This window comes from Bacillus sp. NMCN1, assembly GCF_002998085.1.
Classification (GTDB): Bacteria; Bacillota; Bacilli; order Bacillales; family Bacillaceae; genus Bacillus.
The window spans coordinates 829,054-849,009 of the sequence record NZ_PVQL01000001.1; the positions used below are offsets into that span (position 1 = coordinate 829,054).

General features: G+C 35.9%; 24 protein-coding genes, 1 pseudogene and 1 riboswitch. Of the genes and pseudogenes, 8 read left to right on the forward strand and 17 right to left on the reverse strand.

Going from position 1 to position 19,956, the window contains the following annotated elements:
• Positions 1-811 precede the first annotated feature (811 nt).
• Positions 812-1,606, forward strand: a complete 795-nt coding sequence (locus tag C6W21_RS04355; RefSeq protein WP_189318140.1) for a Rossmann-fold NAD(P)-binding domain-containing protein — start codon at positions 812-814, stop codon at positions 1,604-1,606.
• Positions 1,607-1,635: 29 nt separating this feature from the next.
• Here the strand turns inward: C6W21_RS04355 and C6W21_RS04360 are convergent, their stop codons facing one another.
• The 3 genes from C6W21_RS04360 to C6W21_RS04365 form a co-directional block, all read right to left on the reverse strand.
• Entirely contained in the window at positions 1,636-2,130 is a 495-nt protein-coding gene (locus C6W21_RS04360) for an arsinothricin resistance N-acetyltransferase ArsN1 family A (protein ID WP_106049444.1), read from the reverse strand.
• A 247-nt stretch (positions 2,131-2,377) separates the two neighbouring features.
• Positions 2,378-2,554, reverse strand: coding sequence for a hypothetical protein (locus C6W21_RS18960; RefSeq protein WP_189318141.1), 177 nt, complete (start codon positions 2,552-2,554; stop codon positions 2,378-2,380).
• Positions 2,539-2,847: a ParB N-terminal domain-containing protein gene (locus C6W21_RS04365; protein WP_142392843.1), complete on the reverse strand. Its 309-nt coding sequence runs from the start codon at positions 2,845-2,847 to the stop codon at positions 2,539-2,541. The genes C6W21_RS18960 and C6W21_RS04365 overlap by 16 nt, the downstream gene beginning before the upstream one ends.
• A gap of 316 nt (positions 2,848-3,163) precedes the next feature.
• Here C6W21_RS04365 and C6W21_RS04370 point away from each other — a divergent pair, with 316 nt between their 5' ends.
• The 3 genes from C6W21_RS04370 (at position 3,164) to C6W21_RS04380 (ending at position 4,935) form a co-directional block, all read left to right on the forward strand.
• Positions 3,164-3,412 (forward strand): ParB N-terminal domain-containing protein, encoded by a 249-nt coding sequence (locus C6W21_RS04370; protein WP_106049446.1) that lies wholly within the window; start codon positions 3,164-3,166, stop codon positions 3,410-3,412.
• A gap of 423 nt (positions 3,413-3,835) precedes the next feature.
• A complete protein-coding gene (locus tag C6W21_RS04375; RefSeq protein ID WP_106049447.1) occupies positions 3,836-4,216 on the forward strand; it encodes an LbetaH domain-containing protein in 381 nt (126 codons plus the stop codon).
• Entirely contained in the window at positions 4,216-4,935 is a 720-nt protein-coding gene (locus C6W21_RS04380) for a DUF421 domain-containing protein (RefSeq protein WP_106055950.1), read from the forward strand. Before C6W21_RS04375 ends, C6W21_RS04380 begins: the two co-directional genes overlap by 1 nt.
• 207 nt (positions 4,936-5,142) lie before the next feature.
• Here the strand turns inward: C6W21_RS04380 and crcB (C6W21_RS04385) are convergent, their stop codons facing one another.
• The 4 genes from crcB (C6W21_RS04385) to C6W21_RS04400 all read right to left on the reverse strand — a co-directional run bounded on the left by crcB (C6W21_RS04385) (position 5,143) and on the right by C6W21_RS04400 (position 8,062).
• Positions 5,143-5,496 (reverse strand): fluoride efflux transporter CrcB, encoded by a 354-nt coding sequence (gene crcB / locus C6W21_RS04385; protein ID WP_106055951.1) that lies wholly within the window; start codon positions 5,494-5,496, stop codon positions 5,143-5,145.
• Between the two features lie 4 nt (positions 5,497-5,500).
• Positions 5,501-5,899, reverse strand: a complete 399-nt coding sequence (gene crcB / locus C6W21_RS04390; protein ID WP_106049450.1) for a fluoride efflux transporter CrcB — start codon at positions 5,897-5,899, stop codon at positions 5,501-5,503.
• A gap of 56 nt (positions 5,900-5,955) precedes the next feature.
• A riboswitch (Fluoride riboswitch) is annotated at positions 5,956-6,015 on the reverse strand.
• An 85-nt stretch (positions 6,016-6,100) separates the two neighbouring features.
• Positions 6,101-6,520 carry a universal stress protein gene (locus C6W21_RS04395; protein WP_106049451.1) on the reverse strand — a complete coding sequence of 140 codons (420 nt, stop codon included), beginning with the start codon at positions 6,518-6,520 and terminating at the stop codon, positions 6,101-6,103.
• Positions 6,521-6,535: 15 nt separating this feature from the next.
• A complete protein-coding gene (locus C6W21_RS04400) occupies positions 6,536-8,062 on the reverse strand; it encodes a SulP family inorganic anion transporter (RefSeq protein WP_106050202.1) in 1,527 nt (508 codons plus the stop codon).
• A 165-nt stretch (positions 8,063-8,227) separates the two neighbouring features.
• On the opposite strand from C6W21_RS04400, the gene C6W21_RS04405 reads away from it, so the two are divergent.
• Positions 8,228-8,776 carry a recombinase family protein gene (locus tag C6W21_RS04405; RefSeq protein WP_106049452.1) on the forward strand — a complete coding sequence of 183 codons (549 nt, stop codon included), beginning with the start codon at positions 8,228-8,230 and terminating at the stop codon, positions 8,774-8,776.
• Positions 8,777-8,874: 98 nt separating this feature from the next.
• Here C6W21_RS04405 and C6W21_RS04410 read toward each other — a convergent pair whose 3' ends face one another.
• Positions 8,875-9,543 (reverse strand): potassium channel family protein, encoded by a 669-nt coding sequence (locus tag C6W21_RS04410; protein ID WP_106049453.1) that lies wholly within the window; start codon positions 9,541-9,543, stop codon positions 8,875-8,877.
• A gap of 139 nt (positions 9,544-9,682) precedes the next feature.
• Here C6W21_RS04410 and C6W21_RS04415 point away from each other — a divergent pair, with 139 nt between their 5' ends.
• Complete coding sequence (locus C6W21_RS04415; RefSeq protein ID WP_106049454.1) at positions 9,683-11,020, forward strand: TrkH family potassium uptake protein; 1,338 nt, start codon at positions 9,683-9,685, stop codon at positions 11,018-11,020.
• Positions 11,021-11,102: 82 nt separating this feature from the next.
• Here C6W21_RS04415 and C6W21_RS04420 read toward each other — a convergent pair whose 3' ends face one another.
• The 4 genes from C6W21_RS04420 to C6W21_RS04435 are packed head-to-tail and all read right to left on the reverse strand — an operon-like array spanning position 11,103 to position 14,433.
• Complete coding sequence (locus C6W21_RS04420; RefSeq protein WP_106055952.1) at positions 11,103-12,311, reverse strand: chromate transporter; 1,209 nt, start codon at positions 12,309-12,311, stop codon at positions 11,103-11,105.
• Between the two features lie 29 nt (positions 12,312-12,340).
• Positions 12,341-12,760, reverse strand: coding sequence for an arsenate reductase (thioredoxin) (gene arsC / locus C6W21_RS04425; RefSeq protein ID WP_106049456.1), 420 nt, complete (start codon positions 12,758-12,760; stop codon positions 12,341-12,343).
• Positions 12,761-12,774: 14 nt separating this feature from the next.
• Entirely contained in the window at positions 12,775-14,073 is a 1,299-nt protein-coding gene (locus C6W21_RS04430; RefSeq protein WP_106049457.1) for an arsenic transporter, read from the reverse strand.
• A gap of 12 nt (positions 14,074-14,085) precedes the next feature.
• The gene (locus C6W21_RS04435; RefSeq protein WP_106049458.1) at positions 14,086-14,433 is read right to left on the reverse strand and encodes an ArsR/SmtB family transcription factor; all 348 of its coding nucleotides are present in this window, start codon (positions 14,431-14,433) and stop codon (positions 14,086-14,088) included.
• A gap of 301 nt (positions 14,434-14,734) precedes the next feature.
• Between C6W21_RS04435 and C6W21_RS19380 the strand changes: the two are divergent.
• A pseudogene (locus tag C6W21_RS19380) lies at positions 14,735-14,917 on the forward strand (winged helix-turn-helix transcriptional regulator); the annotation flags it as partial.
• A gap of 283 nt (positions 14,918-15,200) precedes the next feature.
• On the opposite strand, the gene C6W21_RS04445 reads toward C6W21_RS19380, so the two are convergent.
• From C6W21_RS04445 to C6W21_RS04465, 5 genes are all read right to left on the reverse strand, one after another.
• Positions 15,201-16,304 carry a threonine synthase gene (locus C6W21_RS04445; RefSeq protein ID WP_106049459.1) on the reverse strand — a complete coding sequence of 368 codons (1,104 nt, stop codon included), beginning with the start codon at positions 16,302-16,304 and terminating at the stop codon, positions 15,201-15,203.
• Positions 16,305-16,376: 72 nt separating this feature from the next.
• On the reverse strand, positions 16,377-16,751 hold the full coding sequence (locus C6W21_RS04450) for a RidA family protein (RefSeq protein ID WP_106049460.1): 375 nt from the start codon (positions 16,749-16,751) through the stop codon (positions 16,377-16,379).
• Between the two features lie 11 nt (positions 16,752-16,762).
• Positions 16,763-17,413: a helix-turn-helix transcriptional regulator gene (locus C6W21_RS04455; protein WP_106049461.1), complete on the reverse strand. Its 651-nt coding sequence runs from the start codon at positions 17,411-17,413 to the stop codon at positions 16,763-16,765.
• Positions 17,414-17,575: 162 nt separating this feature from the next.
• Entirely contained in the window at positions 17,576-18,256 is a 681-nt protein-coding gene (locus C6W21_RS04460; RefSeq protein WP_411266023.1) for a TetR/AcrR family transcriptional regulator, read from the reverse strand.
• Between the two features lie 41 nt (positions 18,257-18,297).
• Positions 18,298-19,467, reverse strand: a complete 1,170-nt coding sequence (locus C6W21_RS04465; RefSeq protein WP_106049462.1) for an FAD-dependent oxidoreductase — start codon at positions 19,465-19,467, stop codon at positions 18,298-18,300.
• A 254-nt stretch (positions 19,468-19,721) separates the two neighbouring features.
• On the opposite strand from C6W21_RS04465, the gene C6W21_RS04470 reads away from it, so the two are divergent.
• Positions 19,722-19,910, forward strand: a complete 189-nt coding sequence (locus C6W21_RS04470; RefSeq protein ID WP_106049463.1) for a hypothetical protein — start codon at positions 19,722-19,724, stop codon at positions 19,908-19,910.
• Positions 19,911-19,956: the final 46 nt, after the last annotated feature.

Here is a 19,956-nt window from a genome sequence, read left to right on the forward strand (position 1 = left end):
TAGAATTAGGGAAACTATTGTATATGATGAACTCAACAGTAAAATGAAATTTGAAAAATATTCGTTTCCCAACCCATTCTAATTCTACTCCAATTATAGAGACTCCAATAGGGATTAAGGTACACGTTATAAATAAACTCTTCGGTTTCTTCCTCGTTTTTTTCAGAAAATTCTCAATTGATTTTTTCATTTGTCACTTCCCCATAAAAGCTTCACTTGTAATGTATGATTAGACAGTGTTTATTTCTAAAATAAAATTTATATGTGTCAGAACTGAATTAATTATCTTTAGTTTTAATCGCTTAGCACTTTTTCTATGTAGTATAGATCTAGCCCAACACTAATTTTATCAAAAACATTGTTCTGATGAATTCTTCTAAAGGCAGCTAATAGTGATAATTCAATCCTATTAGGTGTGTATTTCATCAATCGTTTAATAATAGATTTAACTATAAAGCTTGAATTGTAATCACTCTTAAAGGATTCGTATGCTAAATGATCTTTATAAGCAACTATAACCTCTGCTGAAATTGTTGAAGTTCCAGTTAGTTTTGCCCACAATGTACGGTGTGTTCCATCTCCGTAAACTGCATAAAAATCAAGATCTTTAAAGTAAATTAACCGTACAAGGGATTTTTTATAAAAGGATTGAAACTGTCCTAGTGATTGTTCAATAAGATGCTTCAGAGCTATACGGCAGCGTCTTGGATCTATATTAGATCCTTTACCAATCGCATGATCATACCAAGATAGACCGCTAGAACCTACTGGTACGTGGAAAAATCCTAACCCAATAAATGCTGAAGGAATTATGACAGAAAATGAAAAAAGAGTCGCTGATCGGATTTATTACGGCATTCCTGATATTATAAATCGCGATCTGATTCGGTATCAGAATAAAACAGTTGCTGTGGTTGGCAGTGGGCATTCTGCTGTTAACACTCTGCTTGAACTGGCAGAGCTAAAAGAGACGTCAAAAAACACAGAAATTATATGGATTTTAAGAAAGCATGATATTAGTGAGGTATTTGGAGGAGAAAGCAATGATCAATTGCCTGCAAGAGGTCAATTAGGCATTAGATTGAGACAAATTTTAGATAAAGGATTAGTAAGAGTCTTCCCTTCAATGTTGATTCAAAATATTGAACAAACTTTTAATAGCAAGTTAAAAATCATTGGCATCCAGAAAGAAGAAGAAATAACAATTGATAATATAGACGAAGTGATTGCGAATACTGGAGCAAGACCTGACTTTAAATTCCTAAGAGAAATTCGCCATACATTTGATTCAGCATTAGAGTGCGTGCCGGATCTAGCTGACCTTATTGATCCTAACATACACAGTTGTGGCACTGTACGACCACATGGTGAAAAAGAACTGAGACAACCAGAAACAAACTTTTATATCATTGGTTCCAAAAGTTATGGAAGAGCACCTACATTTTTATTAGCTACCGGTTATGAGCAGGCTCGATCTGTTGTTGCTTATATGACTGGTGATAAAGAATCTGCTGAACGTGTAGAACTTAAGTTACCTGAAACGGGAGTTTGTAAAGTGACGTTAAAACCTAAAATTGAGAAAACGTCTTGTTGTATTGATGAATAAATAAAAAGCAGACCTCTTTTGGGGTCTGCTTAATTAGATAGTATTTTTTCCATAGCCATTACATCAACATAAACATTATCGATTTTCCCTTGTTCTTTGAATATGCCGACTTCCCTATACCCCATTGATTTATATAAACCTTGTCCTAATTCATTAAATGGAAAGGTGAATAAGACAATTTTATGTATTTGAGACTTAACTGCTTCTTTTTCTATATTAGATAAGAGTGATTTACCAATACCTTTCCCTCTTTGATTACGACGGATATATATAGATAAATCAGCAACACCTTGATAAGCACATCGATGAGAGTATGGGTTAAGTGCCACCCACCCTACTACCTGTGAATATAATTCAGCAACAAGAATTTTATATTTTTCAGACCGTTCAGTAAACCATTTTGTCATGTAAATGATATCTTTTTTTTCAACTTCTAAAGTGGCTATTTTATCAATAATCCCTTGGTTATAAATATCTAATATTTCCATCAGATCTGAATTGTTGGCCTCTCTAATTTTAAGCATACTTCCCATCTCCATCTTTGTAGTGTGAATTTAAAAATCTCGTATTCTTTTAATGATTGAAGTCTCGATATTAAATAAAGTAACCAATTAAATAGATTAAAGTCAATTTATTTTTACAAAGTTTTACTTAGAATGCATGAAAAGACCAAAAGATTTTATTCTTTTGGTCTTTTTCAACGGGCCTTATAAAATAAAAACTAGAGTGAATCATATGAGCTGCAGTACAGTTTGTTAAATTGCGAATCTCTTATTTCTCATCCAACAGACTAAGTAGTTCTTTAGCTAAAGTCTTTGAACCTGATACGCCTTTTAAATATTTCATTTCCCCTTGAACAGACCAATCAATTTTTTCAAGCTTGTATAAGAATGAATTTAAAATTTTTAAGTCTACTTGCATGGATTCATTATTTAAACTTTTAGGCAAGATTCTGAACCTATTATCGACAAAGCATTTATCCCAACGATATGAGTTAGTTTTGATTCTTTATAGTTACCCCAATCATTAGGAAACAGTTTTTTTATCTCTGCAAAATATATTAAAGATACTCTTAGTAACTTTTCTTTTGACAACTCAGATAGTTTGTTCTGTTTTGTTAAATAGACGAGAGTATTATAAATGTTTTGTAAAGTAACTCGTTTAGAAGTTGTTCTCAGACCTACAATTGTTCCTAAATCATGAAATGGACTGTCTGGTTGGATAATAAGTTGTGCTGCCACCCAACTCAAATCTTCTGAGTCCCTTTTTAGGTATCATGTTTCTCTTAAGTTTTGGACTGTATGCTTCCCAATAGTTATTGATTGCAATAGGTTTGTACATAGGCAAGACAAGAAAAAGGGTCCTTTCCATCTAGTTGAACTCTTAGTTTGCCTGTAAAAATATTATCGAATAAAAAGGAATTTACTTATCTACAGGGGAAAATGCTCTCTTCACACCTATCTTAATTAATGCAGGAGGGAATTGGCAGTTTACTGCATACGAGATAGTCTAAGACCTTCATTTGGACGTTTGATATGTAAAAAGAGAGGGTCTCTTATGGATGGACAGCATCGATTAGGTGGAATTAAGTTATATTTAGAAGAAACAAATGCATACATTAATGTGCCTTTTTTAGCTTTTCATTATTTAGAAGATGAAGAGAAAATCAGTTTATTCGATACTATCAACACTAAAGCTAAAGGTATAGGGAGTCATATCCATGACTCTTTTATCAATCGCTACCTGTATAACAAATTTCATTTACATTTTTTATGCATCATTTCTTCTAACATTGATTTTGCGTGATTCGTCATTTCCATTTTATTATCTCCTTTTGTATTGATATTAGACCAAATGTTGGCTGACTTCATTAATGCACACTTTTTCTGAAGTTGCTTTTCGTTTTAACACCTTATCTGTTGTTGCTGTAGGATAGAGACTTTGATTTATCCCTCACCATTCTGGGGTGATTTCAGCTCGATTTAGATCTGTTTGGAGTCTTCTGCTTCGAATACAGGAGTTACTCATGGGTCGGATAAGTATTCTACTTGACACATGACCTCTCCATATCTCCATAATATTCAGGTCTGGTTTCGTCCGTGTGCCTTCTAATATCAAAGTGTATTTACTTGAAAAACTGTATCAATTTACCGTGATAAAAAAACAATCTAACCATAAAATAAGAACTCTTCCCCTATCATCCAAAAATAAAGAAAGGTGGTTGAGTAAATGAAGGCGAAAAACATATTGATAATTCCGATTATCACCTCTTCTATAGCAAGAGCAATGGAAATATTAAAAACAAAAGACGATGTAAATCTTCATATTGAACCGATCTTTGATTTTAAGGAATCGTTTGCAGGACCTTTTGCGTCCATTAGAGATGATGAGGGTTTTAAAAATCATATCGGTAATGACTCCAACATTCAGGATGATGTTGTTACTCATAGAATGAAGAATGTTGAATATGGAAGTATTATTGCTATGAAACAAGAGGGTGCAGATCGACTGCTGACTATTACAGAAGGATACCGTTATTTTCATATGAACGAAAAGATTGTAAATACCACTAGAGAACTTGCGCTTGGATACCATGGAGATAATAAATAATGGAAACGTTTATAGAAATTTTAAAGGTATATGGAAGGATCATCACTATCATTCCTTGTCTTTTAATTATGACATTGTTCATGGGGAAACGGGCAATAGGAGAAGTGCCTGTATTTGATTTCTTGATCATTATTGTACTAGGTGCCGTGGCAGGGGCAGATATCGCTGATCCGGATATTCCTCATATATATACATTTTTATCAATAATAGCTATTGGATTATTACAAATCATTGTGTCGAAATTTAAATTAAAAAATCGTTTTTTTGGACGACTGATTACATTTGAACCAACTATTGTCATCCGAAACGGTGATTTTATTGTAGGAAATTTACAAAAAATCCGATATTCCTTAGATAATGTCTTACAAATGTTAAGAGAAAAAGATATTTTTGATGTAAATGATGTAGAATTAGCCTTAATCGAACCAAATGGGAAACTAACTGCTTTTAAAAAACCTCATAAATCTACTGTTACGGCAGAGGATTTAGGAATTAAAAAAGTATCTGGAAACATTGCTTATCCTGTTATTATTGAAGGTAACATAGAAAATCAGGTTCTCACTCAGTTACATTTAACTGAACAGTGGCTTGTTCAGGAGTTACAGAAAAAAGATCTGAAAATGGTTGATATTTTTTTTGCATCAGTTAATGCGAACCATGAATTGCATGTATCATTAAATGGTAACTACCAAAGTTTTAAGCAGGAGATAAATCATTAGTTTGTGACTTTTTCGTATAATAAAGCCGAGAAAAGACAATAGAAAATCAAAAAAGACTGCGCCTAGATCAACGCAACAGATATTGTAGGCAGGCTGGTGCAACAACCAAAAAAGGGTTCATCCCCATACGAAGCATAAAAGTCTATGGTACCGGAGTACGAACATGCACTAAGTGTATCATTTACCTCTTTCGCCAGCCTGTGAATGCTAATGACTTCCTATCAATACACCAATTAAAGCTAAAATAATTCCACCAACATAACTTGAAACCAAATAATAAAAAAGGACGGAATAGTTTCTTTTTTCCCTTAGTTGAATATTTTCTAATTTAAATGTAGAGAAGGTTGTAAACGCCCCCATGAATCCAATCCCCAAAAAGGCATATAATTCTGAATGTAGCCCCTTACCAACCATCCAGCCTAATAAAAAAGAACCCGTTAAATTCACAAACAATGTACCAAGTGGAAAATTCGAACTGAATTTTTTGTGTATCCATGTACTTAATGTGAAACGGGAGATAGCTCCTATAAATCCTCCAATAGCAATCAATAATCCACTCATGAGTTCATTCCCCTTTCTCCTGTAAACGTTTAAAAGAACGATCCCCAATGTCGTAGCCTAACCACGACATCATAAGACCCCCAAATAAGCTAAGTAATACATAAAGTAAGGCTAATTCAGCTGAATGATGTTGAATTAAAGTCACCGTTTCTACACTAAACGTTGAAAATGTGGTGAATGACCCCACTAATCCAGTACCGAGACCAGCTAACACATGTGGATGAAATTGTTTAAGCTTGACAATTTTATTCGTAAACCAGCCCAATACAAAGCAGCCAATCAAATTAATAAGTAAGGTTCCTAAAGGGAAATCATATCCCCACCAAGAATGGGTAAACACTCCCAAGTAATATCTAAGCAGACTGCCAATAATTCCGCCTGTTCCCACTAAGAAATAAATCATTTTATATCACCTCTTTCAATTATTTAGGCAAAAAAATAGACTCCTACCCATTTATAAAGTGGGTAGGAGTCATTAGCACGATGGCAATTACGGCGAACTCCATCGCCTATATATTTAAGCTTTTAATATGTTTTATTTTAAGCGATAAACCTGCTTATTTCAAGTATTTTAGAAAATGCAACTCTACTTTCTGCCTCTTCCTTATTTCACAATTAAAACTGGACAGTCCACTCTTTTCGCTACTTTATGACTGACACTTCCTAGAACCATCTCTTGAAATGAGTTTAATCCCCTGCTGCCGACAATGACTAGATCAAAATGATTGTCATTGGCATAAGAAACAATTGTAGGCCCGGGATCACCATGTTTCATCGTTAGTTTATAGGAAAATCCTTCAGTTTGAAATTTTCCTTCTATTTTTTTCAGTTTCTGTCTTCTAGCTTGCTCTAGTGCCTCTGCACTTCCGCTATGCAACACTTCGCTTTTAGATTTAGAAAAATCCAAAACATAGATGATCTCTACTTCTGCATCAGTAGTTAATTTTCCTAATTGAATCGCATGGTCCGTTGATCTTTCAGAATGAACTGAACCATCCACAGCTAAGAGTATCTTTTTATACATTTCTCATCCTCCTCTTTAATGACCTGATGGTTTTGCATTTGGCTGATCATAAGTAGCCAATTTCTTCATTAACTTTTTGCTGGCGTCGTTTAAGCCTGTTAAATGGACGTCTTTATTATTTTCTTTCAATTTCAATACAACTTTATCGATCGCTGCGACAGCTGAATCATCCCATATATGGGCTTCAGCAAAGTGTAATGTGACTTTTTCTTTTTGTTGATCACTGAAAGAAAATGCTTTAACAAAATCCTGTACTGATGCAAAGAATAGTTGACCTTTAATATCATATACTGTTTCTCGATTTGAAGAGTTTGAAGTAATTTTTACATGAACCTTTGATATTTTGGCTACAAAAAAGATAGCACTTAAAATAATTCCTGCGAAAACACCTTTAGACAAGTCATGAGTTGCGACAACTGTGACAACCGTGACAACCATTACAATAGAGTCAGTTAAAGGAACTTTAGTCATTGTTCGTAATGATGACCAATCAAATGTACCAATAGAAACCATAATCATCACACCAACTAGAGCAGCCATAGGAATTTTCACGACCCAATCACCAAGAACGATAATGAGAAACATCAAGAAAACACCTGCAACAAATGTGGATAAGCGTCCCCTACCTCCTGATTTTACATTAATTACTGATTGACCAATCATGGCGCATCCTGCCATGCCTCCGAAGAATCCGGCAACAATGTTTGCAATTCCTTGACCACGGCTTTCTTTGTTTTTATCACTATCTGTATCTGTCATATCATCTACAATAGATGCAGTTAATAAAGACTCTAGAAGCCCTACAATAGACAGTGCTAATGCAGTTGGAAAAATGATCATCAATGTGTCAAGGTTTAAAGGAATATCAGGAATCATAAAGCTTGGCAAAGAGCTTGTGATATTTCCTAAATCCCCTACAGTGCGTAATTCGAGATGACCAAATATCGCTAGAACAGTCATTGCAACAATGGCGACAAGCGGAGCAGGCACTACTTTAGTAAACCGGGGAAGAATATAAATAATGAGTAGCGTCACTGCAACCACGATATAAGTGAGGTTGGATATTCCAACAAAATGGGGCACTTGTGCCATAAAAATTAGTATAGCAAGCGCATTTACGAAACCTACCATAACCGATCTAGGTATAAATTTCATAAAGCGAGCAATTTTCAGTGCACCAAATATGAATTGGATTATTCCGGTTAAAATGGTCGTAGCAAATAAGTACTCAATACCATGATCTTTCACCAATGTCACCATTAAAAGCGCCATAGCACCCGTAGCAGCTGATATCATTGCAGGACGACCGCCTATAAAAGAAATGACAACTGCAATACAAAAAGATGCATAAAGTCCAACCATTGGATCTACACCTGCTATTATCGAGAAAGCAATGGCCTCTGGTATTAGTGCAAGAGCAACAACTATCCCTGCTAAAATGTCTCCTTTTACATTTGGAAACCATTCGTTATGAAGTTTTTGTGCGAACAAATGAAAAACACTCCTTCTTTTTAATTTAATGAATTGACTTCTAACTCTCATAGAAGTCAGGTCCGTTGATAACATCTTCAAATTTAACAGACCAAGATTTAAAAGTCCATCTTTTTTTGTCCCAAAAACGAACTTTTTTGGGGCTGTAAATCATCGAAGAAACCAGAATTAAATATTTGTTATAATATCAGTAAGTAATTCTTTGGAGATGATAAAGTGATTTTCGGTTATGCGCGTCCATTTAGCCAGGATATAGATATGGCTCTACAAACGAAAGCTCTTGAAGATAAAGGCTGTGATAAGATTTATTATGAACAAACAATATCTCCTAAAGATAGACCAGAATTCAATCATTTACTGGATTCTTTAAATGCAGGAGATCAAGTAATCGCCTATAAATTTTATAGTATTGCTGATTCTACACGACACCTAATCGATTTAGTTCAATTACTTCAGCAGAAGCATGTTCATTTCATATCTATCATTGATCAAGTAGATACATCAACAAATGAAGGTAAAGTGTTTTTTAAGCTTATGAAAAGTGTTGGGAATTTTCAATATGATGTTTTAAGCGAGAGTACTAAAGTAGGTATTTATGAAGCTAAACGAAAAGGAAAAAATACAGGTCGCCCTAGAAAGCCTGATGCTAATGTCAGACGAGCATTAGATATGTATCAAAGCAAAAAATATAGCATTTCTCAAATTACACTTGAGACAGGTATCAGTAAAACAACACTATACAGATATTTAGAGGATGAAGGGTGAACTTTCTCATATTTTAAAAATTGTCCAATCTTGTGTTTTTCTCAGATGAAAAACGAGGGTTCTTTGTCTTGAACCCTCTCTCCTCTCTATATTTAAAGTTATTGACTTTGCAATTCATTTCTTTCAAAACGTGCTATATCTTTCATTGAACCAATGACAATTAGTATATCGTTTTTCTGAATTTGTTCATGAGCAAGCGGTGAAATAATCACATCTTTCTCTCGTTTGATGGCGACAATATTGATTTGATATCTTGCTCTAATATCAAGATCAAGTAATGACTGATTTTCTAGATATCCGTTCGCTTCGACTTCAATTAGACCATATTCATCAGATAGCTCCAAGTAATCGATGACATTATTTGTAATGATTTTATGTGCGATTCTTTTCCCCATATCTCTTTCTGGATGGACAACTCGATCGGCCCCGATTTTATTAAGTAATTTTTCATGGTAATCATTTTGTGCTTTTACCGTAACCAGTTTAACTCCAAGTTCTTTTAATATAATGGTTGTTAAAATACTAGCTTGAATGTTTTCACCTATAGCGACGATGACATGATCAAAGTTTCGCATTCCTAAGTTTTTCAATACTGCTTCATCTGTAGAATCGCCAATGACCGCATGAGAAGCGATTTGTGCATACTCGTTTACACGATCTTCATTTAGGTCCATAGCTAGCACTTCAAGTCCCTCTTCGCTCAATGCTTTACATATACTCCCGCCGAAGCGACCTAACCCGATAACAGCAAATTCTTTTTTTGGCATTTTCATGACTCCTTTTGTTGTCTATCAAATCTTGAACAATCTTTTTTCTATTTAACCAAATTGATCATGGATAGACATTCCTACCCCTATTCGTTATATAATAACATTAAAATTTTTAGTGGTGAAAGTAGGCTGGGAAATGTTTAAATATGATCATTTTTTAAAAAAACCAGTAAAATTAACGCCGCCCCAAATTTTATTATTTGGATTTTTGACGGTCATTGTGGTAGGGGCATTTTTTTTATCTCTTCCAATCTCTACTGTTGAACCCATCTCAATCATTGATGCTTTCTTTACAGCTGTTTCAGCAACAACTGTTACAGGTTTAGCTGTGGTTGATACAGGAACAACCTTTACTTTATTCGGACAAATTGTCATTATGCTGATGATACAAATTGGTGGGCTTGGTTTTTTAACTTTAGCCGTCATGGTTATCCTGTTATTTGGTAAAAAGGTAGGTTTACGAGAGCGGTTATTGGTTCAAGAGGCTTTTAATCTGACAAATATAGGCGGGATTGTACGCCTTATCAAGGTTTTGTTTATCTTTTCGATGACATTCGAGTTAATGGCTACGTGTATATTATCATTTCGGTGGATACCGGAATATGGATTTTTTAAAGGGGTATACATCAGCTTATTTCATGCCATTTCAGCTTTTAATAACGCAGGTTTTTCTCTTTTTTCAAATAGTTTGATGGACTATGTAAATGATCCACTGATTAACCTGACCATCACCTTCCTGTTTATGATCGGTGGTCTTGGATTTACAGTGATTTTTGACATTTGGAATAAACGGCGATTTAAATTATTGTCAATCCATTCAAAACTTATGATCATAGGAACCCTCATAACAAATGTTGTTGCGCTGTTACTTATATTTTTAATGGAATTTGGTAATCCCCATACTTTAGGTCCAATGAACCTTCTTGATAAATTCTGGGCCTCTTATTTTCAAGCTGTGACACCAAGAACCGCGGGTTTTAATTCACTTGATATCGCACATATGCATGAAAGTTCTTTAACTCTGATGATGCTTCTTATGTTTATTGGTGCTGGAAGTGCGTCAACAGGAAGCGGGATTAAGTTAACAACGATGATGATCATTTTGATCTCTGTCCTCCATTTTCTGAAAGGAAATAAAGAACCCGTAATCTATAGACGTACAATTAGACATGATGTGGTCATTAAAGCCTTATCTATTAGCTTTATCAGTTTATGTTTTGTGTTCATCACCATTTTTTTATTGACTATGACTGAAAAGACTCCTTTCATTGATATTGTTTTTGAAACTTTTTCAGCGTTTGGTACGGTAGGACTTTCAATGGGATTAACACCGGATTTAACGTTTTTAGGTAAGGTTATTCTTTCGATTCTGATGTTTATTGGTAGAGTAGGTTCTCTAACGATCGTATTTATCTTTATGAAACGAACGAAAAGCCCAATACGTTATCCAGAGGGAGAAGTGTTTGTAGGTTAAAATAAACATTCATGGATTCACCATGTTATAGGTGAATCCATTTTTTGTTCCGAAATATTTTTTTTCATTATCAACGTCTTACTTAGAGAAAAGCTAACAATGAACCTCCAACTGCACCAACTACTACAATAAACCAAGGCGGTAACTTCCAAAAAGCCAACATGCTGAATAAAATAGACACAAATGCAAAGTCAATCGGCTTTAAAATAGCGCTTGTCCAAATAGGCTGATAAAATGCAGAAATCAAGAGGCCCACTACTGCTGCATTTACGCCCATCATAGCCCCTTTTACTTTTGGATGACGGCGTAAATGGTTCCAAAATGGTAATGTACCTAAAATTAAAAGAAATGCAGGCAAGAAGATAAAAATGGTTGCTAATATACCTCCTACCCAACCATACATAACGGTTCCTAGATAAGCAGCAAACGTAAACAATGGGCCTGGAACTGCTTGTGTGGCGCCATATCCAGCAAGGAAGGCTTCTTGACTCACCCATCCACTTTGAACAAATTCACGTTCAAGCAAGGGCAAAACAACATGTCCGCCACCAAAAACAAGTGAACCTGAACGGTAAAAATGATCGAACACCGCAATCCACTGAATCGATGTCACTTCTCTTAAAATCGGTAAAAAAATGAGTAAGACAAAAAATAAAGATAGACACATTATGGAAAACCTACGTGAAATGGGAAAGTGGGTGCTGGATTGATGATGATCACTATGCTTTTGATAAATAAGGTAGCCCATAAAAGCAGATACTAGTATGATACCTATTTGTGTATAGGTGGTTTGCCATAATAACGTAACGACTAATGCCATTAAAGCGATAGCTTTTCGTTTTAAGTCAGGGGTTAAATTTTGGGACATCCCTACAATAGCGTGAGCAACAATGGCTACAGCAACTAGTTTAAGCCCGTGTATCCACCCAGCTGTTTCAATATTCATCCCTCTCATCACCAATGCGAGCGTAATAAGTGCGATAACAGACGGAAGAGTAAATCCGAGAAAGGATACAATCCCTCCTAATACCCCGCTACGTATGACTCCTATGCCAATTCCCACCTGACTGCTCGCTGGACCAGGGAGGAATTGACATAAGGCCACTAAATCTGCGTAACTTTTTTCATCCAACCATTTTCTTCTTCGTACATATTCTTCGTGGAAATATCCTAAGTGAGCAATTGGGCCACCAAATGAGGTGAGCCCAAGTTTTGTTGAAACCATGAATATGTCGAATAAAGTTCGGATTGAGGTTCTCTCTTTATGTGTGCTGAACGATGGTTCTTTCATATTATTTCTCCCTTCACATATGAAAGATGTTATTTTCCAGTCTCAGCAAACTGCTTCAAGCGATCTCCAATTTCATCTCGTACTCTTTGGAAAAACGCCCACTTCTCTTCTTCTGTTCCTTCTGCCTTTGCTGGATCATCAAAGCCCCAATGGACACGTTCGACATGAGGAGGAGTCATCGGGCATTTATCAGCCGCGTCACCGCATAGTGTGACGACTAAGTCAGCGTGATGCAATATTTTCTGATCAATCAGATCAGACGTTTGATTAGATATGTCAATTCCTATTTCTTTCATTGCTTTTACAGCATTCGGGTTTAATCCATGAGCTTCAATACCAGCACTATAGACCTTCCACTCTTCTCCAAGATGTTTTTTAGCCCACCCTTCAGCCATTTGACTGCGGCAAGAATTACCTGTACATAAAAAGTAAATTGTTTTCTTTGACATGTTGATCGTCTCCTTTAATGTATAATCATTAGCCAGAAATACAAAGCTAAAAGTGTGATGCATAGTGTTGGTACAGTTAATATGACCCCTATTTTGAAATATGTCCCCCAGGAAATCTTCACACCTTTTTGAGAAAGGACGTGGAGCCACAGTAGTGTTGCTAAGGAGCCAATGGGCGTGATTTTTGGTCCTAAATCAGAACCGATGACATTTGCGTAAATTAACGCTTCTCTCATTATTCCTTGTGTATTGGTACCGGATATGGCTAATGCATCGATCATGACCGTCGGCATATTATTCATGACAGATGAAAGAATGGCAGCGATAAATCCCATACCGAGAGTCCCTGTCAATAAACCTTGATCTGCTACAGCTTGAATCACGCTTGAAAGAGCATCAGTGAGCCCTGCATTCCGCATGCCATAAACAACAACGTACATACCTATCGAAAAGAAAACGATCGCCCATGGTGCTTCTTTTAGAACGCTTTTTGTTTGAACAGCAGGGCTTTTTTGTGCAATGACCAAGAATAAAATGGCAATCACACCAGCTATGACCGATACAGGTATAGATAAAAATTCGCTTGCAAAATAACCAATCAATAAAAAAGCTAATATATACCAAGATAATCTAAACATTTTTGGATCTTTTATTGCTTCACTAGGGTGCTTTAACTCAGTTATATCATAGCGTTTAGGTATACTCTTTCTAAAGTAAAGGTAAAGTACAGTGATACTCGCTAGCAATGAAAAAAGGTTTGGAACAACCATTCTGGATGCATATTCAATAAACGTAATGTTGAAATAGTCTGCTGTTACAATGTTCACCAAATTACTTACGACAAGAGGAAGCGAAGTTGTATCTGCAATAAACCCACTCGCGATAATAAAAGGGAATACAATTTTTTCATTGAAGTGTAATGCTCTGACCATGGCTAAAACAATGGGTGTCAATATAAGTGCTGCACCATCGTTTGCAAATAAAGCAGCGACAATTGCACCAAGGATGGTCACATACACAAACATACGCAGCCCACTGCCTTTTGCAGCTTTTGCCATATGCAATGCTGCCCATTCAAAAAAGCCGATTCGATCAAGTATGAGTGAAATGACGATAATGGCGACAAAAGCTAAAGTCGCATTCCAAACGATGCCTGTCACGGTGATCACATCGTCAACATTCACAACACCTACGATTAATGCTAAAATGGCCCCTCCACAAGCGGACCACCCTATGGATAAATTTTTTGGCTGCCAAATAACCAATACCAAAGTTAACAAAAATATGAGTAATGATAAAACGGCAAAACTCAAACCCATCCCTCCTTACGAACAAGAAATGTTTGTTGCGTTATGTTGTATGCTTTTTAAAAGGTCATCATCTTTATCAATTTGATTTAAGATGATACGAATCGTCTCAAATTCTGGACACAGTGTATTGATTGAATAATAACGCCACTGCCCTTTTCTGTTCTCATGGACAAATCCAGCTTTTTTTAATTTTCGTAAATGCTGACTAATCGCTGGTTGACTCATTTCGAACATATCTACCAGTTCACAAACACAATATTCCTTCTCCAAAAACAATTTCATCATAATGAGTCTTGTTTGATCACTGAGTATTTTTAAACAATTCGACATATGTAACAAACCAATTGAAACATGTGAAGTCACAATGATTCCCCCCCTCTTTTCAAATATTGGTGACGGTCCCTGTTATCAACTCCTCCAATATTATATAACTGAATACTTATATAATCAATCGATTATATGGATTTAAACAAAAATTTATTCGCGTTAAAATTGTTGATTAATGTTTTTTTCTTTTATTTTTTATTCATCAAAAAAATTGATTATTGTAGAATCCTTATTTGACTATTGTTTATAAAGCATAAAATGGATCTACATTTCCCTTCTTGTACCTTTTTCTTTTGTTACAGCATTTTTTGCAACAGTAAATTAAATATTTTGGGATATTTCTTTTAAAACATTAACGAATACTCTAAAAGAACTTGAAGCGGATCTATTAATTAATCGTAAAGAATACCCTCAAGTGCCTCCAAAAGTAGAATATAGTTTATCTGAAAAGGGATGATCACTGATGCTTGTATTAGATGAGATATGTTACTGGGGGGAAGAACAAATGAAAAATAATTAGTTAGACTGGAAAGAAAGCTACTACTGTTTAAAAATGCTTTCTCAGTAGCTTTCTTCTCAAACATCCTTTTTAATAAAGTCATATTATAGTTATTCATTTCTTTCAATGGTCTGTCATATGACAATTCCTATTCTTATATAAATCCCAATGGCTCCAGCACTCGCAAACATCACTCCTGATAGATGATATAGTAGGTCAACGGGGGCACGCAACTTTTTGTATTTTTCAATAGACTCAATCCAACGGATTTCCATATTTTCAAGGAGAGACAATTCTAATAGGGTTATTTTGATTTAATCCCTGCACCACAAAGAGGTATGACAATGGTTTCTTCTGATTCCTTTTTATATTTCATGTAGCCAGCAAAATTGACTGCAGATGTAACTTCGACATAAAATCCTTTCTCACTCAGTTTAGATCGTGCATTCAGTATTTCATCTTCTTCAATATCAATAAACGTACCATTGGTATCTTGTATAGCTTCTAAAATTTGTTTGGAGCGAGCTGGGGCAGCAATTGCGATCCCTTCTGCTAAGGTCCCTTTATTCGTCACAGGCGATGCTAATCCTTTCGCATTTTGATAAGCTTTTACAAGTGGTGCACAGTTTTTCGCTTGTACGGCAACGATTTTCGGTATTTTATGAATGAAACCATTTTCAAATAACTCTTTAAAGCCATAATATGCACCTAGGAGGAGAGTACCGTTTCCAACCGGAATGATTAAAGCATCAGGTGCTCCTTTTAGTTGCTCATAGATTTCATAGGCATATGTTTTTGTTCCTTCAAAAAAATAAGGGTTATAGACATGGCTTGCATAAAAAACGTTTTCATTGTCTACTGCCTTTTGTGCCGCAGCTGCAATGTCCTCTCGCGTCCCGTGAATTTCCTTAATCGTTGCTCCATGTGCTTTTATTTGAGCGACCTTTTTAGGCGAGGTTTCATCGCTTAGATAGATGTCACAGGCAATACCACAACGTGCTGCATAAGCTGCAATCGCCGTTCCTGCATTCCCACTACTATCAGCAATCACTTTTGATACCCCGAGTTCCTTAGCTTTTGTCATCAAAACAGCGGCTCCTCGGTCTTTAAAGGATAAGGTCGGCATCATATAATCAACTTTCACATAAGTGTTTGGCTCATTAGGATCTAGAACGATTAAAGGGGTTTGACCCTCCCCCATTGTTACAGTTTCCCAAGTCTTAGAACCTTTTGAAAATGGCATGGTTTCAACATAACGCCATAATGAGTTTGGATAGTGATCCCAAGCTGCGATATCTATTTTCGGGGTATCTTTCACCAGGTTTAATACTCCATCACAATCACATTTCCATAGGGTTGGTGTCATCTCATACTTTTTCCCGCAATGGTTACAAATCAATTGATTCATCAATCATCAACTCCTTCGAATATTTTTTTATATGGAATATATTTTTTTATATATCATAGGCAAAAAAATATCTTAAATATATGAAATAGCATCAATTTCAATTTTAAAACCAAAATGTAATTCATTCGTTGGTACAACAGTGCGTGCTGGTTTATGTTCACCGAAAAATTCAGTATAAACAGCATCTACTTTGTCCCATAAATGAATATCCGAAATGTATAATGTCATGCGTAAAATCTTTTCTTTTTTACTTCCAGCAGCCTCTACAATCATCTCTACATTCTTAAGCGCTTGCAATGTTTCTTCTTCAATGGTGCCGAATTCTTTTTCTCTCGTTTCGGGATTGATGGCAAATTGTCCTGAAACATAGACCGTGTGTTGATGAATGGTTGCGAATGCATAGTGTCCGTTTGATTTTAGATTTCCTACCTCAAGTATGCTTTCCATTTTGACGCTCCTTACCTCGATTTATTTTTGATTTCATCCAAATAGCTATAGACGGTTACTTTGGAAATGCCTAACATAGATGCAACCTTCTCAACAGATCCTTTCATTAAAAAAATTCCCTTTTCATCCATAAATCTAATTAATTCAATTTTTTCATGGCGTTTCATGACTGGGTGAACACTGTTTTGAATGATCTGTTGAATCAATTGATCCACTATTCCTTCCACATTTTCAAGATCATCATTTGATTTTGTTTCATTCTCTTGAACTTCAACTTTTGTAGAAAGAAAAGTATCCATAAATTGCTGCATTTGATTCAGTGCTTCAACATCAAAATTGATACAGAAAGCACCAATCACTTTTTGCATCGAATCACGTATTAATGAAGTCGAAGAACGAATCGTACGCTTATCTTCTGTTACAAATGTATAACCAGCAAGATAATCTTCTTTAAAATCTTCTGATTGTAATACAGTCTTTACTAGATGATCAAATGATTGACCGATTTCTCTTCCTGTCACATGGTTATTTACTGTAAACATGACAGATGCTTGAGGGTTCGTTAAATCATGAATAATCACTTCACAATTTGGTCCAAACATTTTAGCAGTAGATTTTGCTAAAGGAATATAACTCTCTAATAAATTTTTAATATGTTCCATGCTTAAGCACCTCATTTTTTTATTCCACTATATTATATAATTTTTTATATATAAAAACAATATATAGATTTATTTATATGACATGATGCTCACAAGATCACAAATGTGAAAATAACCATATAAAAAAAGCAGCCATTGACTGCTTTTTACTTGTGCTCCTTTCTAATTGATTTCTTTCTGGATTCCATACAAAATGACGTCAATTCCCCATCGGAACCGTTCCATTGATACGGTATCACCTGCAAACATTTCTTCTTTTACACTATGAATGAAAGGAAATCGCGTTTTGTCTGCATCATGAAATGTTTTTTTGATGTCTGAAATCTGCGAAGAACCATGTTTCTTCCAAGAGACCTTTTCGTATGCTACGGAAGATACGTATAACAGTAACAGGTCTACTCCCCATGCAGCAGATGTAGATTTGATCCCGCCTTCATGCAATGCAGCGAGAATATGTTCGGTCAACTGAAGAAAGTTCGTTCCTTGTGGAATAGTGGAAAGAGAAATTTCAGCAAGACCAGGTTTTTCGAATAACAGTAGGAAATAAGCATGCAATATGCCGAATAACTGTTCTTTCCATGTGCCATCCTCTGAATCTGGATAAACCATTTGGCCGAGACCATAATCCAATACGTAAGCGCTGAGTTCTTGAAAATTGTTCACGTAGACATACAAGGATGCAGGTCCCGTATCCAAAGCTTTAGCCACCTTACGCATACTCATGCCCTCTATCCCTTGCTCCTTAAGAAGCTCATAGGCAGTTTTCACAATGAGCTCACGGCTTAAGGGCTCTTTAGCCGGCCGAGACCGGCGACTTATCATACGACGATTTGAATTGTTCATAATCTCTTTATAACATGTCAATGTAAAATAGTAAATTGAGCTCAATCACCGTTTCCTTGAAAAGAATTCATCATGTCTGCAAGCTTGACCGCAGCGTCTTTTGAAAAACACAGTTTTAAACTATTCTCCGATTCATGAGCCTTTTCCGATGAATATTCGTACATCATGTCTTCGTATTCTTCAATAGCCTTTTCAATATCATTAGGATGTCGGACAATAGCAAGTGCAAGCTCCCTTGCATCAAACATCGCCATGTTTACACCCTCACCTGCGAATGGCGACATGACATGAGCAGCATCACCGATAAGCGTTACTCCTTTATGACGGTTCCATTTAAAACCGACAGGAAGCGTATATATTCGTCTTGGAATGATGGCATCTTCTGCATAACGAATAAAATTTTTCAGCTGATCATCCCAATCACTAAATAACTCTAATAATTGTTCTTTTGCTTCTTTCGCTTGATGAAACGGAATCCCACAAGTCTCGATCCAGTTGCGTTCTACCATAAGGCTTGCATACACTTTGATTCGTCCATCTCCGTTTAACTGACCAATCAGTCCTTTGTGGTCTGCTAAAGCAAACATTTTACCACGTTTATTAAATTCAGCTAAATCAGGGTGATTCACCTCTACGCTTAGGACATTCAATTCCAACATCGTGAGCCCAGAGTATTCAATCTCAATATCTGTTAACAGAGGACGTACTCGAGAAAATGCACCGTCAGCCCCAATCAAAAGGTCAACTGTCTCGACAACCCCATTTTCAAAATGAAGCTCCGTCATGCCGCTTTCTAATGAAACACATCTTTCTAGTTTATATCCATATTTGATGTTTTCAGTATCAATTTGATCTAACAGCAGTTCGCACAAAACACCACGATCAATTTCTGGGCGAGTGCCTTTTTGATCTGATTCCGTTTCTTCATCTAAATAAATTCTTCCTGATTTATCAAGTAATCTGAAATCTTCTCCTTCATAGCGGGCGTTCCTTTGAAATTTCTCATAAACTCCCGCTTCTTTTAAGGCTTTTTGGCCTGTTTCTTCGTGAATATCCAGTGAGCCCCCTCGTTCAAGACTCTTGTCATGCATCTCCCGTTCATAGATGGTTGTTTGTATACCGTAATTTTGCAGAATTAAGGCGAGTGTTAGCCCCCCAGGTCCTCCTCCAATGATAGCGATTTGCTTTTGGTCCTTAGGTAATGCCGTCATCGTATGCATCTCCTCTTCTTTATGGAAATCGTTTAAAACTACATCTTATTTATATTATAACGAACACCGTTCGTAAAGAACAGTGTTCGTTTAAAATCGTTTGTTTCACGATTGTGTTTTAATGAAAAGAAACTAATTGCCCGCCATCATATGATACACTCCATCTAGGAATGTTAAAGGTTGTCGAATCATCACAATGATTCTTGGATCAGTAGGTTTCCATTGTTCTAATTCTGAGTGAAAGAGGTGTTTCTATGAATAAATTATTGGCAATATTGATATTAGGATTGAGCTTTAGTGGTGCCGCTCTCATTCTTACTGTCCCTTTTTTATTTAAATCCAAAGTAGAACACTTTGAGCTGGCGTTTTTTGTGGGATCAGCAGTAGCTTTCGCAGTTTTTGCTGTCTCATGCCTAGTTCTTCGAAAACGATTCAATCGCTAAAAAACCTAAGCAATCCACCATTAGAACAATGGAGATTTGTTTAGGT